This window comes from Paracraurococcus ruber (genome assembly GCF_004353985.1).
GTDB lineage: Bacteria > Pseudomonadota > Alphaproteobacteria > Acetobacterales > Acetobacteraceae > Paracraurococcus > Paracraurococcus ruber.
Genome location: NZ_SMOA01000069.1, coordinates 12,918 through 27,731, shown reverse-complemented (window position 1 = coordinate 27,731; position 14,814 = coordinate 12,918). Strand labels below are relative to the sequence as shown.

Sequence of the window (14,814 nt, the reverse complement as noted above, 5' to 3'; positions counted from 1 at the left end):
CCGCGGTCCCGGCCGGGCCGGGCGCCCGCCGGCCGTCCGGGGGCATTCCTCAGCCCATCCCGTAATCCGTCAGCAGCGGGTCCAGCCGGAACTCCGCCGCCAGGTGGTCCGTCACCGCCCGCACCCGCGGCGGCACCTGCCGGCGGCTGCTGGTCGCCACCTGGATCGGCACCGCCGGCGGCGCCCAGTCCTCCAGCAGCGTCACCACCTCGCCGCTGGCGATCTCGGGCCCGAACAGCCAGACCGGCGCGACGAAGATGCCCATGCCGGCCAGCACGGCCGTCCGCACCGCATCGCTGGCGCTGGCCCGGAAGCGGCCGGTGACGGGCACCCGCGCCACCTCGCCGGCCCGCTCGAACACCCAGGTGTCGCCGGTCGACAGGCCGGCGAAGCGCAGGCAGTCATGCTTCGCCAGGTCGTCCGGGTGCCGCGGCGCGCCGGCCTTCGCCAGATAGGCCGGGCTCGCCACCGTCACCCGCCGGGTCAGCCCGATGCGCCGCACGATCAGCCCCGGGTCGGTGACCACGCCGATGCGGATGGTCGCATCCAGCCCGTCCTGCACCAGGTCGCCGAAGGCATCGCCCAGCACCAGGTCGAGGGAAAGTCCGAGATGCCGCTCCAGCAGCGCCGGCAGCCTGGGCACGATGTGCAGGCGGCCGAAGGCCAGCGGCGCGCCCAGCCGCACCTCGCCCGCGACCTCCCCGCGCCGCGCGCCGACCGCCCCCAGCGCGCCATCCGCCGAATCCAGCGCCTGCCGCGCGGCATCGAGGAAGGCGCGCCCTTCCTCGGTCAGCGACACGCCGGTGGAGGAGCGGTGCAGCAGCCGCGCGCCGAGCCGGGCTTCGAGATCCGCCACCTGCCGCGACACCGCAGGCTGGGAGGTGTTGAGCGCCCGCGCCGCGGCGGAGAAGCCGCCGAGCTCGGCGACGCGGACGAAGGCGCGGAAATGCAGCAACAGGTCCATGCCCCGTCAGGATGCCGCGGCCCCGGCCCATCCGCAAAGCGTATGGGGGCAAACCGGCAGCGGGACGATCCGCCCGGCGTGGCGGCGCGGCAGGGTTCGTCCACGCCCGGCGGCCAGCGCCGAGGCGCCCTTCCGGAGAGACGACCATGATCGACTTCCCCCGCCACACCGCCGAGACCGCCCCCGGCCAGGCCGGCCCGCAGCTGGCCGGCATCCGGAAGGCCTGGGGCTTCATTCCGAACCTGCATGCGACGCTGGCCGAGAGCCCGACCACGCTGCAGGGCTACGACATGCTGTTCGGCCTGGTCGGCCAGGGCACGCTGACGCCGGCCGAGCAGCAGGTGGCCTTCCTCACCGCCAGCCGGGTCAACGCCTGCGAGTACTGCGTCTCCGGCCACGCCGTCCTCGCCGGCATGGCCAAGCTGGACGCGGCGAGCATCGAGGCGCTGCGCGCCGGCACCGCCCTGCCCGACGCGAAGCTCGACGCGCTCGCGCGCTTCACCGCCGCGGTGGTCGAGCAGCGCGGCAACCTCTCCGAGGCGCAGGTCGCCGACGTCCTCGCCGCCGGCTACGGCAAGGCGCAGGTGCTGGAGGTGGTACTGGTCGTCGCCACCAAGACCATCAGCAACTACGTCAACCACCTGACCCACACGCCCTTCGACGACTTCATGGCGAAGACGCTGTGGCACGCCCCGTCGCAGCACGCGGCCTGACCCCTTGCGCGGACATGCCCTTCGCTGCCGGCCCGGCGGGAAGGCCCGCGGGTTTCCGGAGGGCATTGCCCCGCACCCTCGATGCCCCGACAGACCCCGGACCGAAGGACCGGACCATGCTGCAACAGGAACTCGACGCCTTCGCGGCGGAATGGCGGAACAAGGCGCCGGCCGAGGCGCAGGCGCTGATCGCGGCGCAGATCGCGGATCTCCGCGCCGGCGGGATCGAGGCGCGGGCGCTGGGCGCCGGCGCCGCCCTGCCGGATGTCACGCTGCCCGACGCGCTGGGCCGGCCGGTCCGGCTGCGGGACCTGGGGCCGGTGGCCATCGTCTTCTACCGCGGCGGCTGGTGCCCCTATTGCAACCTGCAGCTCCGCGCCTGGCAGAAGGAGCTGGCGGCGATGACCGCGGCCGGGGTCACGCTGGTGGCGATCAGCCCGCAGACGCCGGACGCCTCGCTCTCCACCGCCGAGAAGAACGATCTGGCCTTCCCCGTGCTGTCCGACAGCGAGGGGATCGCCGCGCGCGCCTTCGGCCTGCTGTTCGAGATGCCGGCGGACCTCATCGCGCTCTACACCCGCTTCGGCCACGACCTGCCGCGCATCAACGGCCCGGTCGGCTGGGCGCTGCCCATCCCGGGAACCTTCGTCGCGGGCGCCGATGGCCGGCTGGTGTTCGGCCGGGCGGAGGCCGACTACCGCAAGCGGGTGGAGCCGGCGGAGGCGCTGGCCGCCCTGACGCGGCACTGACCGCAGGCGAGGCCCCGCGCTCTCCCGGACCCTCACCCGCCCCGGACCCCCATGGACGATGCGCAGCATCGTCCATGGGACCCGCATTGGCCGAAGGGCCCTTGGAAACCGCGCGTCAGGGCGCCGTCAGCACGCCCACCGTCGCGCCGGCCATGCAGCAGGCGATGGTGGCGGCGACCAGGCTCGGCAGGCCGAGGCGGGTGATCTCCGCCCGGCGCTCCGGGCACAGCGCCGCCATGCCGGTCACCATGATCCCGACCGAGGCGAAATTGGTGAAGCCGCACAGCGCATAGGTCAGGATCAGGCGGGACCGTTCGGCGAGGCCGGCGCCGCCGCTGGCGGCAAGCTCCAGGTAGCTGACGAACTCGTTCACCACGACCTTGATGCCCAGGCTGCGGGCGACCGTCGCGCATTCCGCCGCCGGCACGCCCATCGCCCAGGCCAGCGGCCAGAAGAGGACGCCGGCGACGCGCTGCAGGGTCAGGCCGGTCAGCGGCTCCAGCACCGCATTGGCCAGCGCCACCAGCGCGACGAAGACGATGAGCGAGGCCATGATGCCGAGCAGCAATTGCAGGCCATCGGCGGTGCCGCGCACCACCGCATCCATGCTGCTGTCGTACAGCCGCGGCATCGGGCCTTCCGGCGCAGGCGCGGCCGGCGCCTCGCCCTCCGGCAGCATCAGCAGCGCCGCCAGGATTGCGGCCGGCGCCGAGACCAGGCTGGCGGTCAGCAGCTGCCCCGCCGCATCCGGCACCACCGGCGCGATCATGGTCGCATAGACCACCAGCATGTTGCCTGAGATGGTGGCGAGGCCGGCGACCATGGCGACGAAGAGCTCCGCCCGGGTCAGGGTGCCGAGCCAGGGGCGGATCAGCAGCGGCGCCTCCACCATGCCGACGAAGACATTGGCGGCGACCGAGAGGTTGCAGGCGCCCGACAGCCCGAACAGCCGGCGCAGCCCGGCCGCCAGCGCGTCGACCACCAGCGGCAGCACCCGCCAGTGATACAGCAGCGCGGAGAGAGCGCCGACCACCAGCACCAGCGGCAGGGCCTGGAAGAACAGGATGAAGCTGCCGCCCGGCATGGTCTCGGCGAAGGGCAGCGGCGCGCCGCCGAGATAGCCGAAGACCAGCGCGGTGCCGGCGCGGGTGGCGCGCGCCAGCGCCTCCACCGCATCGCCGATGGCGGCGAAGCCGGCCCGCAGCGGCGGGATGTGCAGCAGCGCCCCGGCGACCAGCAGCTGGCCGAGCAGCCCCGCCACCACCACCCGCGGCCGCACGCCGCGCCGGCAGCCGCCGCAGGCCCAGGCCAGCAGGCAGAGCGACAGCAGGCCGAGCGCGGCCTGCCCCTGCAGCAGGCTCATTCGGCGGCGCGCGCCGGCGGGGCCGGGGTGGCGGGGGGGTCCATCTCCACCGCCTCGATGCGCGCGCCGGCGGCGGTGATCCGCTGCGCGGTGATCTCGATCTGCTGCACGTCCGCCTGCATCTCCGCGAAATGGCGCTTCAGGTTGGCCACGCGCTGGTCCAGCCGCTCGGTCTCCGCCGCCAGCCGCGCGACTTCCCGACGCAATTGCTGTGCCTCGGCCCGCAGGCGCACGTCGCGCATCAGGGCGCGCATGGCGCCCAGCACCGCCCAGAGCGTGCCGGGGGAGACCAGATAGACACCCTTCCGCGCCGCGTCCTGCACCAGGGCGCCGAACAGGGCGTGCAGGTCGGCATGCAGCGCCTCGGACGGCAGGAAGACCAGGGCGCCCTCCGCCGTCTCGCCCGGGCAGATGTATTTCCGCGCCACGTCGTCCACATGCCGGCGGATATCGGCCGCCAGGCGCCGCTCGGCCTGGCTGCGGGCATGGTCGTCCTGGGCACGGCGCAGTGCCTGCCAGGCCTCGAGCGGGAATTTGCTGTCCACCGCGATCGGGCCGGGCGGGAAGGGCAGCCGGATCAGCGCGTCGCAGCGGGTGCCATTGGCCAGCGTGTGCTGCCAGGCCCAGCCATCCGCCGGCAGCCGGTCGGCCAGCATGTCGCGCAATTGCACCTCGCCGAAGGCGCCGCGGGCCTGCTTATTGCCCAGGATCTGGGCGAGCGTGGTCACCTGCCCGCCCAGCGCCTCGATATTCGCCCGCGCCGCGTCGATGACGGCCAGGCGCTCATGGATCCGGCGGGCGCTGTCCTGGGTGCGGTCGGCGCTCTCGGCCAGGGCGCGGGACAGGCGTTCGTTCTGCGCCGCGACGGCGGTGTCGAGCCGGTCGGACAGCGCCTCCATCCGCTCGGCCAGCAGCAGCATCCCCTCGCCGCCGCCCCGGGGCCGGGCGGCGAGCGCGATGGCGCCGGCCAGCAGGGCGCCGGCGAGCATGGCGACCAGGGGCACCAACAGCGGCAGCAGCCAGTCGGGCAAGGCCTCTCCCCCTGGCGCGGCGTCCCGAGTCGCGCCTGCCGCATCCTGGCATCCCGGCCGGCGCGGCGGCCAGCGCGGCGGGCTGGACCGGGCGGCGGCGGCCATGGAAGGCTGTTCCGCTCAGGCACGGGAGAGGGCGATGAAGGAGATCATCGAGGTTCCGGTCATCTCGGACACCATCCGGCGGACCGGCGTGCCGCTCTCGCCCGTCGTGCGGGCGAACGGCTTCGTCTTCGTCTCCGGCCTGCCGGGGATCGACCTGGTGACGGGGAAGATCGTGCAGGGCGGGATCGAGGCGCAGACCGAGGCGTCGCTGGCCGCGGTGAGGCATGCGCTGGAGGCGGCGGGAAGTTCGCTGGAGAAGGTGGTGAAGGTGACGATCTACTGCGCCAACAGCGCCTGGTTCGCGAAGATCAACGCCATCTACGCCCGGTATTTCGCCGGGGAGGCGCCGCCGGCGCGCACCTTCGTCGCGGTCGGGTCCTGGCCGCTGGAATTCGACATCGAGATCGAGTGCGTGGCACTCGCCTAGGCCCAACCTGGTCGGGACGCGCCCAGAGCGGGGCGCCCGACGGCGGCGCGCGACCCCGAAGCGACGCCACAGGGTCGCGCCGTCGCCCGGTCAGGTCGCCGGTGCGAAGGACCCGTCCGGCTGCAGCATCACCAGCCGCCCGGTCGCCACGCCGAAATGCGCGCCTTCCAGCCGCAGCCTGCCCTCTCCCACCGCTTCCGCCACCCAGGGGAAGGTCATCAGGTTGCGCAGGGAAATGCGCACCGCCTCATGCTCGCCCGCTTCCTGCCGCGCCTCGGGGTCGTCGCATTGCAGCGCGGCGGTCCGCGCCCGCTCGGCGATGCTGATCCAGCCGGCGACGAAATCCCCGGCCATCGGCGGCACGCCGTCCAGCAGCGCCTTCACCCCGCCGCACAGCGCATGGCCCAGCACCACCAGGTTCTTCACCTGCAGCACCCGGACGCCGAATTCCACCGCCGCGCTGGTGCCGTGGAAGGCCGCATCCGGCATGTAGGGTGGCACCAGGTTGGCCACGTTGCGCACCACGAACAGCTCCCCCGGCCCGGCGGAGAAGATCATCTGCGGATCGACGCGGCTGTCGGAACAGGCGATGACCATGGTGCGCGGCCGCTGGCCCTCGGCCGCCAGCGCCTCGAACCGCTCGCGCTCCCGCGGCCAGGTTTCGGCGCGGAAGCGCCGGTAGCCCGCCATCAGCCGATCCATGCGGTCACCTCCGCCACCCGGTCCAGATCCGGCGCGGCAACACGCCGCTCCACGATCCGCTCCCTAATGCCGGAAATGCCGCATGCCGGTGAACACCATGGCGAGACCGGCGGCATCGGCCGCGGCGATGACCTCGGCATCCCGGATGGACCCGCCGGGCTGGATCACCGCCGTCACGCCGGCGGCGGCCGCCGTCTCCAGCCCGTCCGCGAAGGGGAAGAAGGCGTCGGAGGCGACGACGGAGCCCTTCGCCAGGGGCTCCGGCAGGCCGGCCGCCTTGGCCGCCGCTTCCGACTTCCAGGCGGCGATGCGGCTGCTCTCCACCCGGTTCATCTGCCCGGCGCCGATGCCGACCGTGGCCTGGCCCCTGGCATAGACGATGGCATTCGACTTCACATGCTTGCAGACGCGGAAGGCGAAGAGCAGGTCGTCCATCTCCTGCGCCGTCGGCGCGCGCCTGGTCACCACCTTGAGCGCCCCGGCCGCCACGCGCCCGGCATCGCGCGACTGCGCCAGGAAGCCGCCGGCGACCGACCTGAAGGTCAGCCCCGGCGCCGCCGGGTCCGGCACGCGGCCGGTCAGCAGCAGGCGCAGGTTCTTCTTCCGCGCGAAGACCGCCCTGGCCCCGTCATCGGCATCCGGCGCCACCACCACCTCGGTGAAGATGGCGGCGATCCGCTCCGCCGCCGCCGCGTCCAGCACCCGGTTGGCGGCGACGATGCCGCCGAAGGCGGAGACGGGGTCGCAGCGCAGCGCCGCATCCCAGGCGGCGGAGAGATCATCGGCCACCGCCACGCCGCACGGGTTGGCGTGCTTGACGATGACGATGGCCGGGCGGTCGAATTCGGCGACGCATTCGAAGGCGGCGTCGGTATCGTTCAGGTTGTTGTAGGACAGTTCCTTGCCCTGCGCCTGGGTGGCGGTGGCGATGCCGGGGCGGTCGCTGCCGTCCAGGTAGAAGCCGGCCTGCTGGTGCGGGTTCTCGCCATAGCGCAGCACCTGCTTCAGCACGCCGGCGACCGCGAGGCGCGGCGGGAAGGCCTCGTCCAGTTGCCCGGCGAACCAGCCGGCGATGGCGGCGTCATAGGCCGCGGTGCGGGCATAGGCGGCGGCGGCCAGGCGACGGCGCGTCGCCAGCGTGGTGCCGCCCTGCGCCGCGATCTCCGCCTGCACCTCGGCAAGCTGCGCCGGCTCGGTCAGCACCACCACATGCGCGTGGTTCTTGGCGGCGCTGCGGATCATCGCCGGGCCGCCGATGTCGATATTCTCGATGCAGTCCTCGGCGGATGCGCCCTGCGCCACCGTTGCCTCGAAGGGGTAGAGGTTCACCGCGACGAGGTCGATCGGCGCGATGCCGTGCGCCTGCATCTGGGCCTGGTGGTCCGGCAGGTCCCGCCGGCCCAGCAGCCCGCCATGCACCTGCGGCACCAGGGTCTTCACCCGCCCGTCCAGGATCTCCGGGAAGCCGGTATGGTCGGAGACATCCTTCACGGGCACCCCGGCCTCCCGCAGCGCCTTCGCGGTGCCGCCGGTGGACAGGATCTCCGCCCCCTGCCCGGCCAGGAAGCGGGCGAATTCGACCAGCCCCGTCTTGTCGGAGACGGAGAGGAGGGCGCGCCGCACGGGGACGGGATCGGGGACGGCACCGGTCATGCTGGGTACTCCGCGGAGGGCGGCGGTCTAGCCCGGAACGCCCGGGGCCGGAACCGGCGCCGGGCGAAACCCTGGGCTGCGCCCGGCGGCCCCTCCCCCGGTCAGGCCGGCTTCACCCCTGCCGTCCGCACCACCCGGCCCCAGCGCTCCGCCTCCTGCGCCACGAAGCCGCCGATCGCCTCCGCCCCCGGATTGCCGAGCGAGACGATGCCCGATCCCTCCAGCCGCTCCTTCGCGGCCGGCGCCCCCAGCGCCTCCTGCACCGCGGCGCGGAGCCGCGCGGCGATCTCCGGGTCCAGCCCGGCCGGGGCGGCCAGCAGGAACCAGTTGATCGCCACCATGGCGGGGAAGCCCTGCTCCACCAGCGTCGGCACATCCGGCACCGCCGCCATCCGCGCCTCCGACGACAGGCCGAGGCCGCGCAGGCTGCCCGCCCGGATCGCCGCCGCATTGGCGCCCACCGTGTCCCACAGCCCGTCGGTGTTGCCGGAGAGGACGGCCTGCTGCGCCTCCCCCGCGCCGCGGAAGGGCACGTGCAGCAATTGCGCCCCGGTCTCCAGCCCGAACAGCACGCCGGTCAGGTGACCCAGCGAGCCGACGCCGGAGGAGCCGTAGCTGACCGCCTCCGGCTTCGCCTTCGCCGCCGCCAGGTAGTCCCGGGTGGTCCGATAGGGCCCATCGCCCTTCACCGCGCAGACGATCGGCGCGCCGGCGAGCATGGCGATCCAGGAAAACGCCTTCCCCGGGTCATAGGCGAGATTGGGAAACAGCGAGGGGGCGATGGCGAGCGGGCCGGTATTGCTCACCAGCAGCGTATGGCCATCCGGCCGCTCCAGCGCCGCGGCGGCGGTGCCCACGGTGCCGCCGGCGCCGGCGCGGTTGTCGACGACGAAGGGCCGGCCGAAGGCGCGCTCCAGGGCCTCGGTGATCGGCCGGACGATGATGTCGGACGCGCCGCCGGGCGCGTAGGGATTGATGATCCGCACCGGCCGGTTCGGCCAGGGCCCGGCCTGGGCGCGCAGGACCGACGGCGCGGCGAGCGACAGGGCGGCGGCGGAGAGGAGGGTGCGGCGGAGCATGGGGGTGCCTTCGGTCTGCGCAGGCGCCGCGCCGGATGCCTGCGCGGCGGGCGGGGCCGCGCCGCGGCGCCCGCCGGGCCCCGAGGCCGGCAATCCATGTGCCATCCCCCCATGTGCCATCCCCTGCCCGGCCCCGGGCGCGCCCCGGGCAGCCGGTGCCGGGCACTCAGGGCGTCGGCGCGTCCGCCGGCAGCAGCCGCGCCGCCTTCAGGTCCTGCCAGAAGGCCGCCGGGATCGGCGCCCGCATGAGGTCGGCATTCTCCCGCACCCGCGCCGCCCCCTTGGCGCCCGGGATGACCGAGGCCACCACCGGATGCGCGGCGCAGAATTGCAGGGCGGCGGCGCGGATATCGACGCCGTGCCGGTCGCAGACCGCGCGGACCCGGTCGCGGGCCGCGACCTGCGCCGCCGGCGCCTCCGTGTAGTTGAAGGTGGTGCCGCCGGCGAGCAGGCCGGAATTGAACGGCCCGCCCACCACCACATGCACGCCGCGCGCGGCGCAGGCGGGGAACAGCGCGTCCAGCGCTGCATGGTCGATCAGGCTGTAGCGCCCGGCCAGCAGGAAGACATCCGGGTCGGCGCGGTCCAGCGCCCGCAGGCAGGGCTCGGTCAGGTTCACGCCGAGGCCCCAGGCGCGGATCACCCCTTCCTCCCGCAGCCGGGTCAGGGCCTTCGCGGCGCCCTGCATCGCCTGGTCGAACAGCCCTTCCCAGGCCGGGCCATGCGTGTCCTCGGCCACGTCGTGGATATAGGCGATGTCGACATGCGACAGGCCGAGCCGCTGCAGGCTGTCCTCGATCGAGCGCCGGGTCCCGTCGGCCGAGTAGTCGTAGACCGGGCGGAAGGGCAGCGCATCGACGAAGACCTGCACGGTCCGCGGCGCGGCACGGTCGGGGATCTGCAGCCGGCCCACCTTGGTCGAGAGCACGAATTCGTCGCGCGGCCGCTGCCGCAGCACATGGCCGAAGCGGTGTTCCGACAGGCCGGCGCCGTAATGCGGCGCGGTGTCGTAGTAGCGGATGCCGCTGTCCCAGGCGGCCTGCATCGCCGCCTCGGCGGTCGCCTCGTCGATGGCGGCGAACATGTTGCCGAGCGGCGCGCCGCCGAAGCCGAGCGGGCCGGGCGGGGCGAAGCGGGGGGTGTCGGGCATGCGGGAAACCTTTCTGGTTTGCCACCGAACGCCGCGCCCTGGCCTCGGGTTCAGAAGGCGACCCGGGCGCGCAGCCCCAGCACCAGCACCGGCCCGCGGTCGGCATTGTAGGCCGGGTTGCCGAAGACCTGCAGGTCGGCCGTCAGGTCGGTGCCCGGCGCGGCGCGCCAGCTGTAATAGGCCTCGGCCGCCAGTTCCGGCCGGGTGCGCAGCCGGCCGTCGCCGGTGATGAAGCCGAGCCCGCCGGCCTCGAGGAAGCGCTGGTGGCTGCGCGACAGGCCGCCGAGATTGCCGGCGAGGCCCACCGTATCCGCCGGCCGGCCCCAGCGCTGCCCGGTCCAGGACAGGCCGGCCGAGGCCGCCCAGTCCATCTCCGTGTACATCCAGTTCTGCGCCCGGCCATCGTTCCAGGACAGCCGGGCGAAGGCGCCGAGGTCGTCGCGCAATTCCTGCTCCGCATTCAGCACCAGCATGTGCTTGAGGGTGGAGCGGTTGTCGGGGCTGACCTCCGTCGCGGTGATGTCGCCCGCCACCAGGTCGTCCCAGCGCTGCGCCCTTGTGCGCGACAGGCCATAGAGCAGCCGCACCGCGCCGGGGCGGCCGCCCCATTCGAAGAAGCGGTCGAGCTGGGCGAGGAGCTGGAAGCCGCGGAAGGGCTTGGGGTCCAGCGAGAGGGAGTTGATGCGCTTCGCCACCTGGAAGGCGCCGCCGCGCAGGCCCCACACGCCATTGTCCCATTCGATGGCGACGCCGTTGGTGAAGCCCTTGGCGTCGTTGGCGAAGTCGAAGGCGCCGGCGGAGGCGAAGGCCCAGTTCAGGAATTGCGTGCGCGGGTCATGCGCGTAGCGGTTGTCGTCGAAGATGTCGAAGACCGGGAATTTGCCGGCGGTGATGGTGAGCCGTTCGCGCGGCAGCGGGCCGGCGAAGCGCAGCGGGTCGTGTTCCGGCACGTCGCGCTCGCCCGACAGGGCGATGGTCTGCCGGACGAAGGCGCGCGCGACATAGAGGGTGGGCCAGTCGCTGCCGATGCGGAAGGCCTCCCCGTTCGGGAAGGCGGCGAGGCCGCGCGTGCCGGAAAGGCCGTAGCCGCGCGAGACCTGCGGGTCGATGATGACCTCCGCGCCCTCCCACAGCTTCCGCCCGACCACGATGTCGAGCGAGAGAGTGTTCCGCCCCTGCGCCCCGGCGCCGAGGCTGTTCTCGCCGCGATAGGGCGCGCGGAAGGCGGGGTGGAATTGCTGCACGAAGGTGGACTGGCCACGCAGCATCCAGCCCGCCTCCTCCAACGCCGCCTGGCGCGCGGCGAGGTCGGGGAAGATCGCCGGCGTGTCCGGCTCGGCCGGCGGCGCGCCGGTGCCGCGGCCACCGCCATGCTGGGCGAAGGCCGGCCAGGTCAGCAGCAGCGCCAGCAAGGCGCCAATGCCTGCAGACCTGTTCATATGAAGAGGTGGCGATAGTTTCTGTAGGAATTTCAAGTACATGAACATCAATACGCGGCGCGGGCGCCAGCGGCAAGGCGGCTGGCCCAGCACAGGCCCGATGCCGAGGCGCGCGGCGGCGGGCGCGGCGGGGCGCCGCGAGCGGTGGCTGGCCGGGATCGCGGCCGCGGGTGGCCCGTCCCCGGACCCTGTTCCCGCCCAAGCGCGGCCTGCGGGATCGACCGCGAACGGCGCGAGGACATGCCGCGGGCGCGGAAGCGAGCGGCGGGTGCGGCTTGCGCGCGACACGGAACGCCGTTCGCCAGCGGACCCGGATCTGGCGCGCCCGGATCTGTCGCGCCCTGACCGGGTGCGCCCTGATCATGGGGCGCAGGCACGCCGCGCCGCGGTCCGTCCCCCGGCGGCCTGCCTTCAACGCGGATGCCGCAGCGTCGACGCCTCGTCCGCGTCGATCCGCCTCGCGCGCCGCGACGCGGCCGGCCCTACAGCCCCAGCAGGTCCAGCGTCCGGCCGACCACCCTCGCCTCGTCGAAGCGCTCCAGCGCCCGCGCCCGGCCGGCCGCGCCCATCCGCGCCCGCAGCGCCGGGTCCTCCGCCAGGCGCTGCAGCGCCGCCGCCAGCGGGTCCACCGCCATGGGCGGCACCAGCAGCCCCGTGCCGCCCTCCACCACCATCTCGCGCGGGCCACGGATATCGGTGGCGATGACCGGCAGGCCGCAGAGCATGGCCTCGATCACCGACATCGGCAGCCCCTCGAAATGCGAGGGCAGGCAGAAGGCATCCGCCGCCGCCAGCACCCGCGCCACGTCGTGCCGGTAGCCGAGGCGGCGCAGGCGTGGCCCCAGCACCGCCGCGGCGCGGGCGAAATGCGGCTCCAGATCCTCGCCATGGTCCGTGGCGAGCCGTTCCCCCACCACCCAGAGCGTGGCGCCGGGCGCCGCTTCCATCGCCCGCAGCAATTCCGGATAGCCCTTGTGGCGGACGAGGCGGGAGACGGCGACGACCACGCAATCGCCCGTCGCGGCGCCCAATTCCGCCCGCACCGCGGCGCGCGCCGCCGCATCGGGCCGGAACACCGCGGGGTCGCGGCCGTTCAGCACCGCCGTCGCGTGGCGATGGATGCGCAGGCGGCGGGCATCCGCCGCCTCTTCCTCGCTGACCGTCAGGTAGGTGTCGGTGATTGCGCCGGCCGCCCATTCCAGGCCGAGCGAGAGGCCCCGCCGCCAGAGCGGGCCGGGCTGGTTGAACAGGTAGCCATGGCAGGTATAGGCGATGCGCGGCACGCCGGTCGCCTTCGCCGCCGCCCGCGCCAGCAGGCCGCTGATCGGCATATGGCCATGCACCAGGTCGAAGCGCTCCGCCCGGAACGCCCGGCACAGGGCATTGAACGCGCGGGCCTGCGCCGCCGGGTTCAGGCTGCGCGCCATCGGCACGGGGATGACGCGGAAGCCTTCGGCGCGCGGCAGGTCCAGCAGCGGCCCCTCGGCGCAGAGCCCCACCACCTCATGCCCGCGGTCGCGCGCGCCGCGCATCAGCGGCAGCAGGAAGTGCCGCAGCGAGAAATCGACGTTGATGACCTCGGCGATCTTCACGCGGCGCGCGCCGGGTCGGCCGGGGCGCCGCCCGGCCCGCACCCGCCCTGCCATCCCCGGCGGGGCCAGCGGGTTGCAGGGACCCTTCGGCCCCCGGCGGGTGGCCCGAGGGGCGCGAGCCCCCCCTCGCACGCAGCGCCTGCCAGCCGCATCGCCCGTCAGGCCGGTGCCGTGGATCCGCCCTCGGCCGGCTCGGCGGCGCCCTGCGGCGGCACCCGGCCGATCGCCCATTGCACCGTGTCGACCTTCGGGTCGGCGATCAGCACCACCTGGCTGGTGCGCCGGGCCTCGCCGCCGGCGATGGTCAGGCTTTCCTCCACCGCCACCCGTGCGCCCTTGGCGCGCAGCCGCCAGTACTGGTTGGAGGCGAGCTTGAGCAGCACCGCCTGGTCGTCGATCTGCGGCGTCGCCGTCACGCCGGGATGCAGGTGGAAGCGCAGCACGAAGCCGGGCGCCGGGCCGCTCCCCTCGGCGAGCTCGATCATGTCCTCGCCACGCAGGTCGTCGCCGGTCTCGGCCAGGTAGAGCCGGCGGCGATGGACCGCGCCGAAGGGCTTGCGCCAGCCGTCATGGCTGGCTTCCAGCCACTGCGCGCCATTGCTCTCGTGCCGGTCGGCCTCCACCCGCTCGGGCCGGCGGCCCAGCCCTTCCTCCTTCAGCTCGCTGCTGTTGGTATCGGCCAGCACCAGGGTGGAATGCGCCGCGGTGGCGCGCAGGGCGTCGCGCCATTCCGCCTCGGCCGCCGGGGCGGCGCCGCAGTTCACGATCACCCGGTCGCGGCCGACCGACATCTCGAAGGCCAGGGTGCCGGCATGCGCGAAGCGGTCGCCGCCGCGCGGCAGGCCGGTGGCGGAATCCCGCGCCCGCGGCGGCGGCGGCGCGCCGGCATCGGCGATGACCAGCGTGCGGCCGGCCTGCAGGCGGTGGAAGCCGGTATCCTCCAGCAGCATGGGCGCGCGGCCGCGGGCATGGCCCTGGTTCAGCACCAGGTCGAGCAGGGCCGACCCTTCCTCCCGCGTACCGTTGAACTGCGCCAGCCCGCCATCGCCGTGGCGGAACAGCTTCAGCGCCTGGCCGGCGCGCTCGATCATCGCGGCCAGCACCGGCGGCGGGTTGATGCCGGTGCCGTGCAGCAGGTTGCGGATCTCGATCAGGTCCTGCAGCGCCGCCAGCAGCTGCGCGGGGGAGCGTTCGACATGCCCGCCATCGGGATGGAATTGCCGTTCCAGCTCGCCGGGCAGGAAGCGGAGCGCCCGGGTCATCCAGGCCTCCTCCTCCAGCGCCACGGCGGCGGCGATGGCACCCTTCAGCGTCACCAGCGCGCCGCGATGGATCGCCTCGGCCGGCAGGGCGCCGGCAACCAGGCGGCCATCCTGTGCCAGGCGGACCAGCAGCCGGCGCTGGAATCCGTCCTCGGCCGTGGCGGCCAGGAAGTCCCAATGGCCGAGCCAGGCGGAGATGCGGGCCGCCGCGACCTCCGGCGCCTGCGCCATCTCCGCCTGCCCGCCATGGGCGAGCCAGTCTTCCGTTAGGTCGCGGGCGCGCATGCGGGCGGTATCGGTGCCCAGCGCCCGCAGGTCGCGCAGCCAGGCGAAGCCATGCGCCGCGGCGCGCCAGGTGGCGGGGCCGGCTTCCTCCCGCCAGGCCTCGCCCCCGGTCTCCAGCCGGCGGCTGCTGCCCAGCGCCTCGAACTCGCCGCGCAGCAGGCGGGCGCCGCGGTCGGGGCTGCCGGGCCAGAGGTCGCGGAAGCTGCGGGCCGGCGCATCCGGCACCTTCACCGGCTTCAGCCCGGCGATGAAGCGGCGGGTGCCGCGGATCAGATCGCGCATGTCCCCCCGCCCCCGGCC

General features: G+C 74.1%; 13 protein-coding genes. 3 read left to right on the top strand and 10 right to left on the bottom strand.

Annotation, left to right across the window (positions count from 1 at the left end; all coding sequences use genetic code 11):
* Positions 1-49 precede the first annotated feature (49 nt).
* Positions 50-964 carry a LysR family transcriptional regulator gene (locus tag E2C05_RS14610; RefSeq protein ID WP_133220378.1) on the bottom strand — a complete coding sequence of 305 codons (915 nt, stop codon included), beginning with the start codon at positions 962-964 and terminating at the stop codon, positions 50-52.
* 146 nt (positions 965-1,110) lie between these two features.
* On the opposite strand from E2C05_RS14610, the gene E2C05_RS14605 reads away from it, so the two are divergent.
* Complete coding sequence (locus tag E2C05_RS14605; protein WP_133220377.1) at positions 1,111-1,677, top strand: carboxymuconolactone decarboxylase family protein; 567 nt, start codon at positions 1,111-1,113, stop codon at positions 1,675-1,677.
* 116 nt (positions 1,678-1,793) lie between these two features.
* Complete coding sequence (locus tag E2C05_RS14600) at positions 1,794-2,426, top strand: peroxiredoxin-like family protein (protein WP_133220376.1); 633 nt, start codon at positions 1,794-1,796, stop codon at positions 2,424-2,426.
* Positions 2,427-2,541: 115 nt separating this feature from the next.
* On the opposite strand, the gene E2C05_RS14595 is transcribed toward E2C05_RS14600, so the two are convergent.
* Positions 2,542-3,789: a NupC/NupG family nucleoside CNT transporter gene (locus E2C05_RS14595; protein WP_192912466.1), complete on the bottom strand. Its 1,248-nt coding sequence runs from the start codon at positions 3,787-3,789 to the stop codon at positions 2,542-2,544.
* A complete protein-coding gene (locus E2C05_RS14590; RefSeq protein ID WP_240046742.1) occupies positions 3,786-4,820 on the bottom strand; it encodes a DNA recombination protein RmuC in 1,035 nt (344 codons plus the stop codon). The genes E2C05_RS14595 and E2C05_RS14590 overlap by 4 nt, the downstream gene beginning before the upstream one ends.
* Positions 4,821-4,959: 139 nt before the next feature.
* Between E2C05_RS14590 and E2C05_RS14585 the strand changes: the two genes are divergently transcribed.
* The gene (locus E2C05_RS14585; protein ID WP_133220374.1) at positions 4,960-5,352 is read left to right on the top strand and encodes a RidA family protein; all 393 of its coding nucleotides are present in this window, start codon (positions 4,960-4,962) and stop codon (positions 5,350-5,352) included.
* 90 nt (positions 5,353-5,442) lie between these two features.
* Here E2C05_RS14585 and E2C05_RS14580 read toward each other — a convergent pair whose 3' ends face one another.
* The 7 genes from E2C05_RS14580 to E2C05_RS14550 form a co-directional block, all read right to left on the bottom strand.
* Positions 5,443-6,054, bottom strand: coding sequence for a carbonic anhydrase (locus E2C05_RS14580; protein WP_133220373.1), 612 nt, complete (start codon positions 6,052-6,054; stop codon positions 5,443-5,445).
* Positions 6,055-6,117: 63 nt separating this feature from the next.
* Positions 6,118-7,707: a bifunctional phosphoribosylaminoimidazolecarboxamide formyltransferase/IMP cyclohydrolase gene (gene purH / locus E2C05_RS14575; protein ID WP_133220372.1), complete on the bottom strand. Its 1,590-nt coding sequence runs from the start codon at positions 7,705-7,707 to the stop codon at positions 6,118-6,120.
* A 101-nt stretch (positions 7,708-7,808) separates the two neighbouring features.
* On the bottom strand, positions 7,809-8,786 hold the full coding sequence (locus E2C05_RS14570) for a Bug family tripartite tricarboxylate transporter substrate binding protein (protein ID WP_158292125.1): 978 nt from the start codon (positions 8,784-8,786) through the stop codon (positions 7,809-7,811).
* A 166-nt stretch (positions 8,787-8,952) separates the two neighbouring features.
* Entirely contained in the window at positions 8,953-9,936 is a 984-nt protein-coding gene (locus E2C05_RS14565; RefSeq protein ID WP_133220370.1) for an aldo/keto reductase, read from the bottom strand.
* A 50-nt stretch (positions 9,937-9,986) separates the two neighbouring features.
* Entirely contained in the window at positions 9,987-11,348 is a 1,362-nt protein-coding gene (locus E2C05_RS14560) for a carbohydrate porin (protein WP_158292124.1), read from the bottom strand.
* A gap of 509 nt (positions 11,349-11,857) precedes the next feature.
* A complete protein-coding gene (locus E2C05_RS14555; protein ID WP_133220368.1) occupies positions 11,858-12,967 on the bottom strand; it encodes a glycosyltransferase family 4 protein in 1,110 nt (369 codons plus the stop codon).
* A 158-nt stretch (positions 12,968-13,125) separates the two neighbouring features.
* Entirely contained in the window at positions 13,126-14,796 is a 1,671-nt protein-coding gene (locus tag E2C05_RS14550; RefSeq protein ID WP_192912465.1) for a heparinase II/III family protein, read from the bottom strand.
* Between the last annotated feature and the right edge of the window lie 18 nt (positions 14,797-14,814).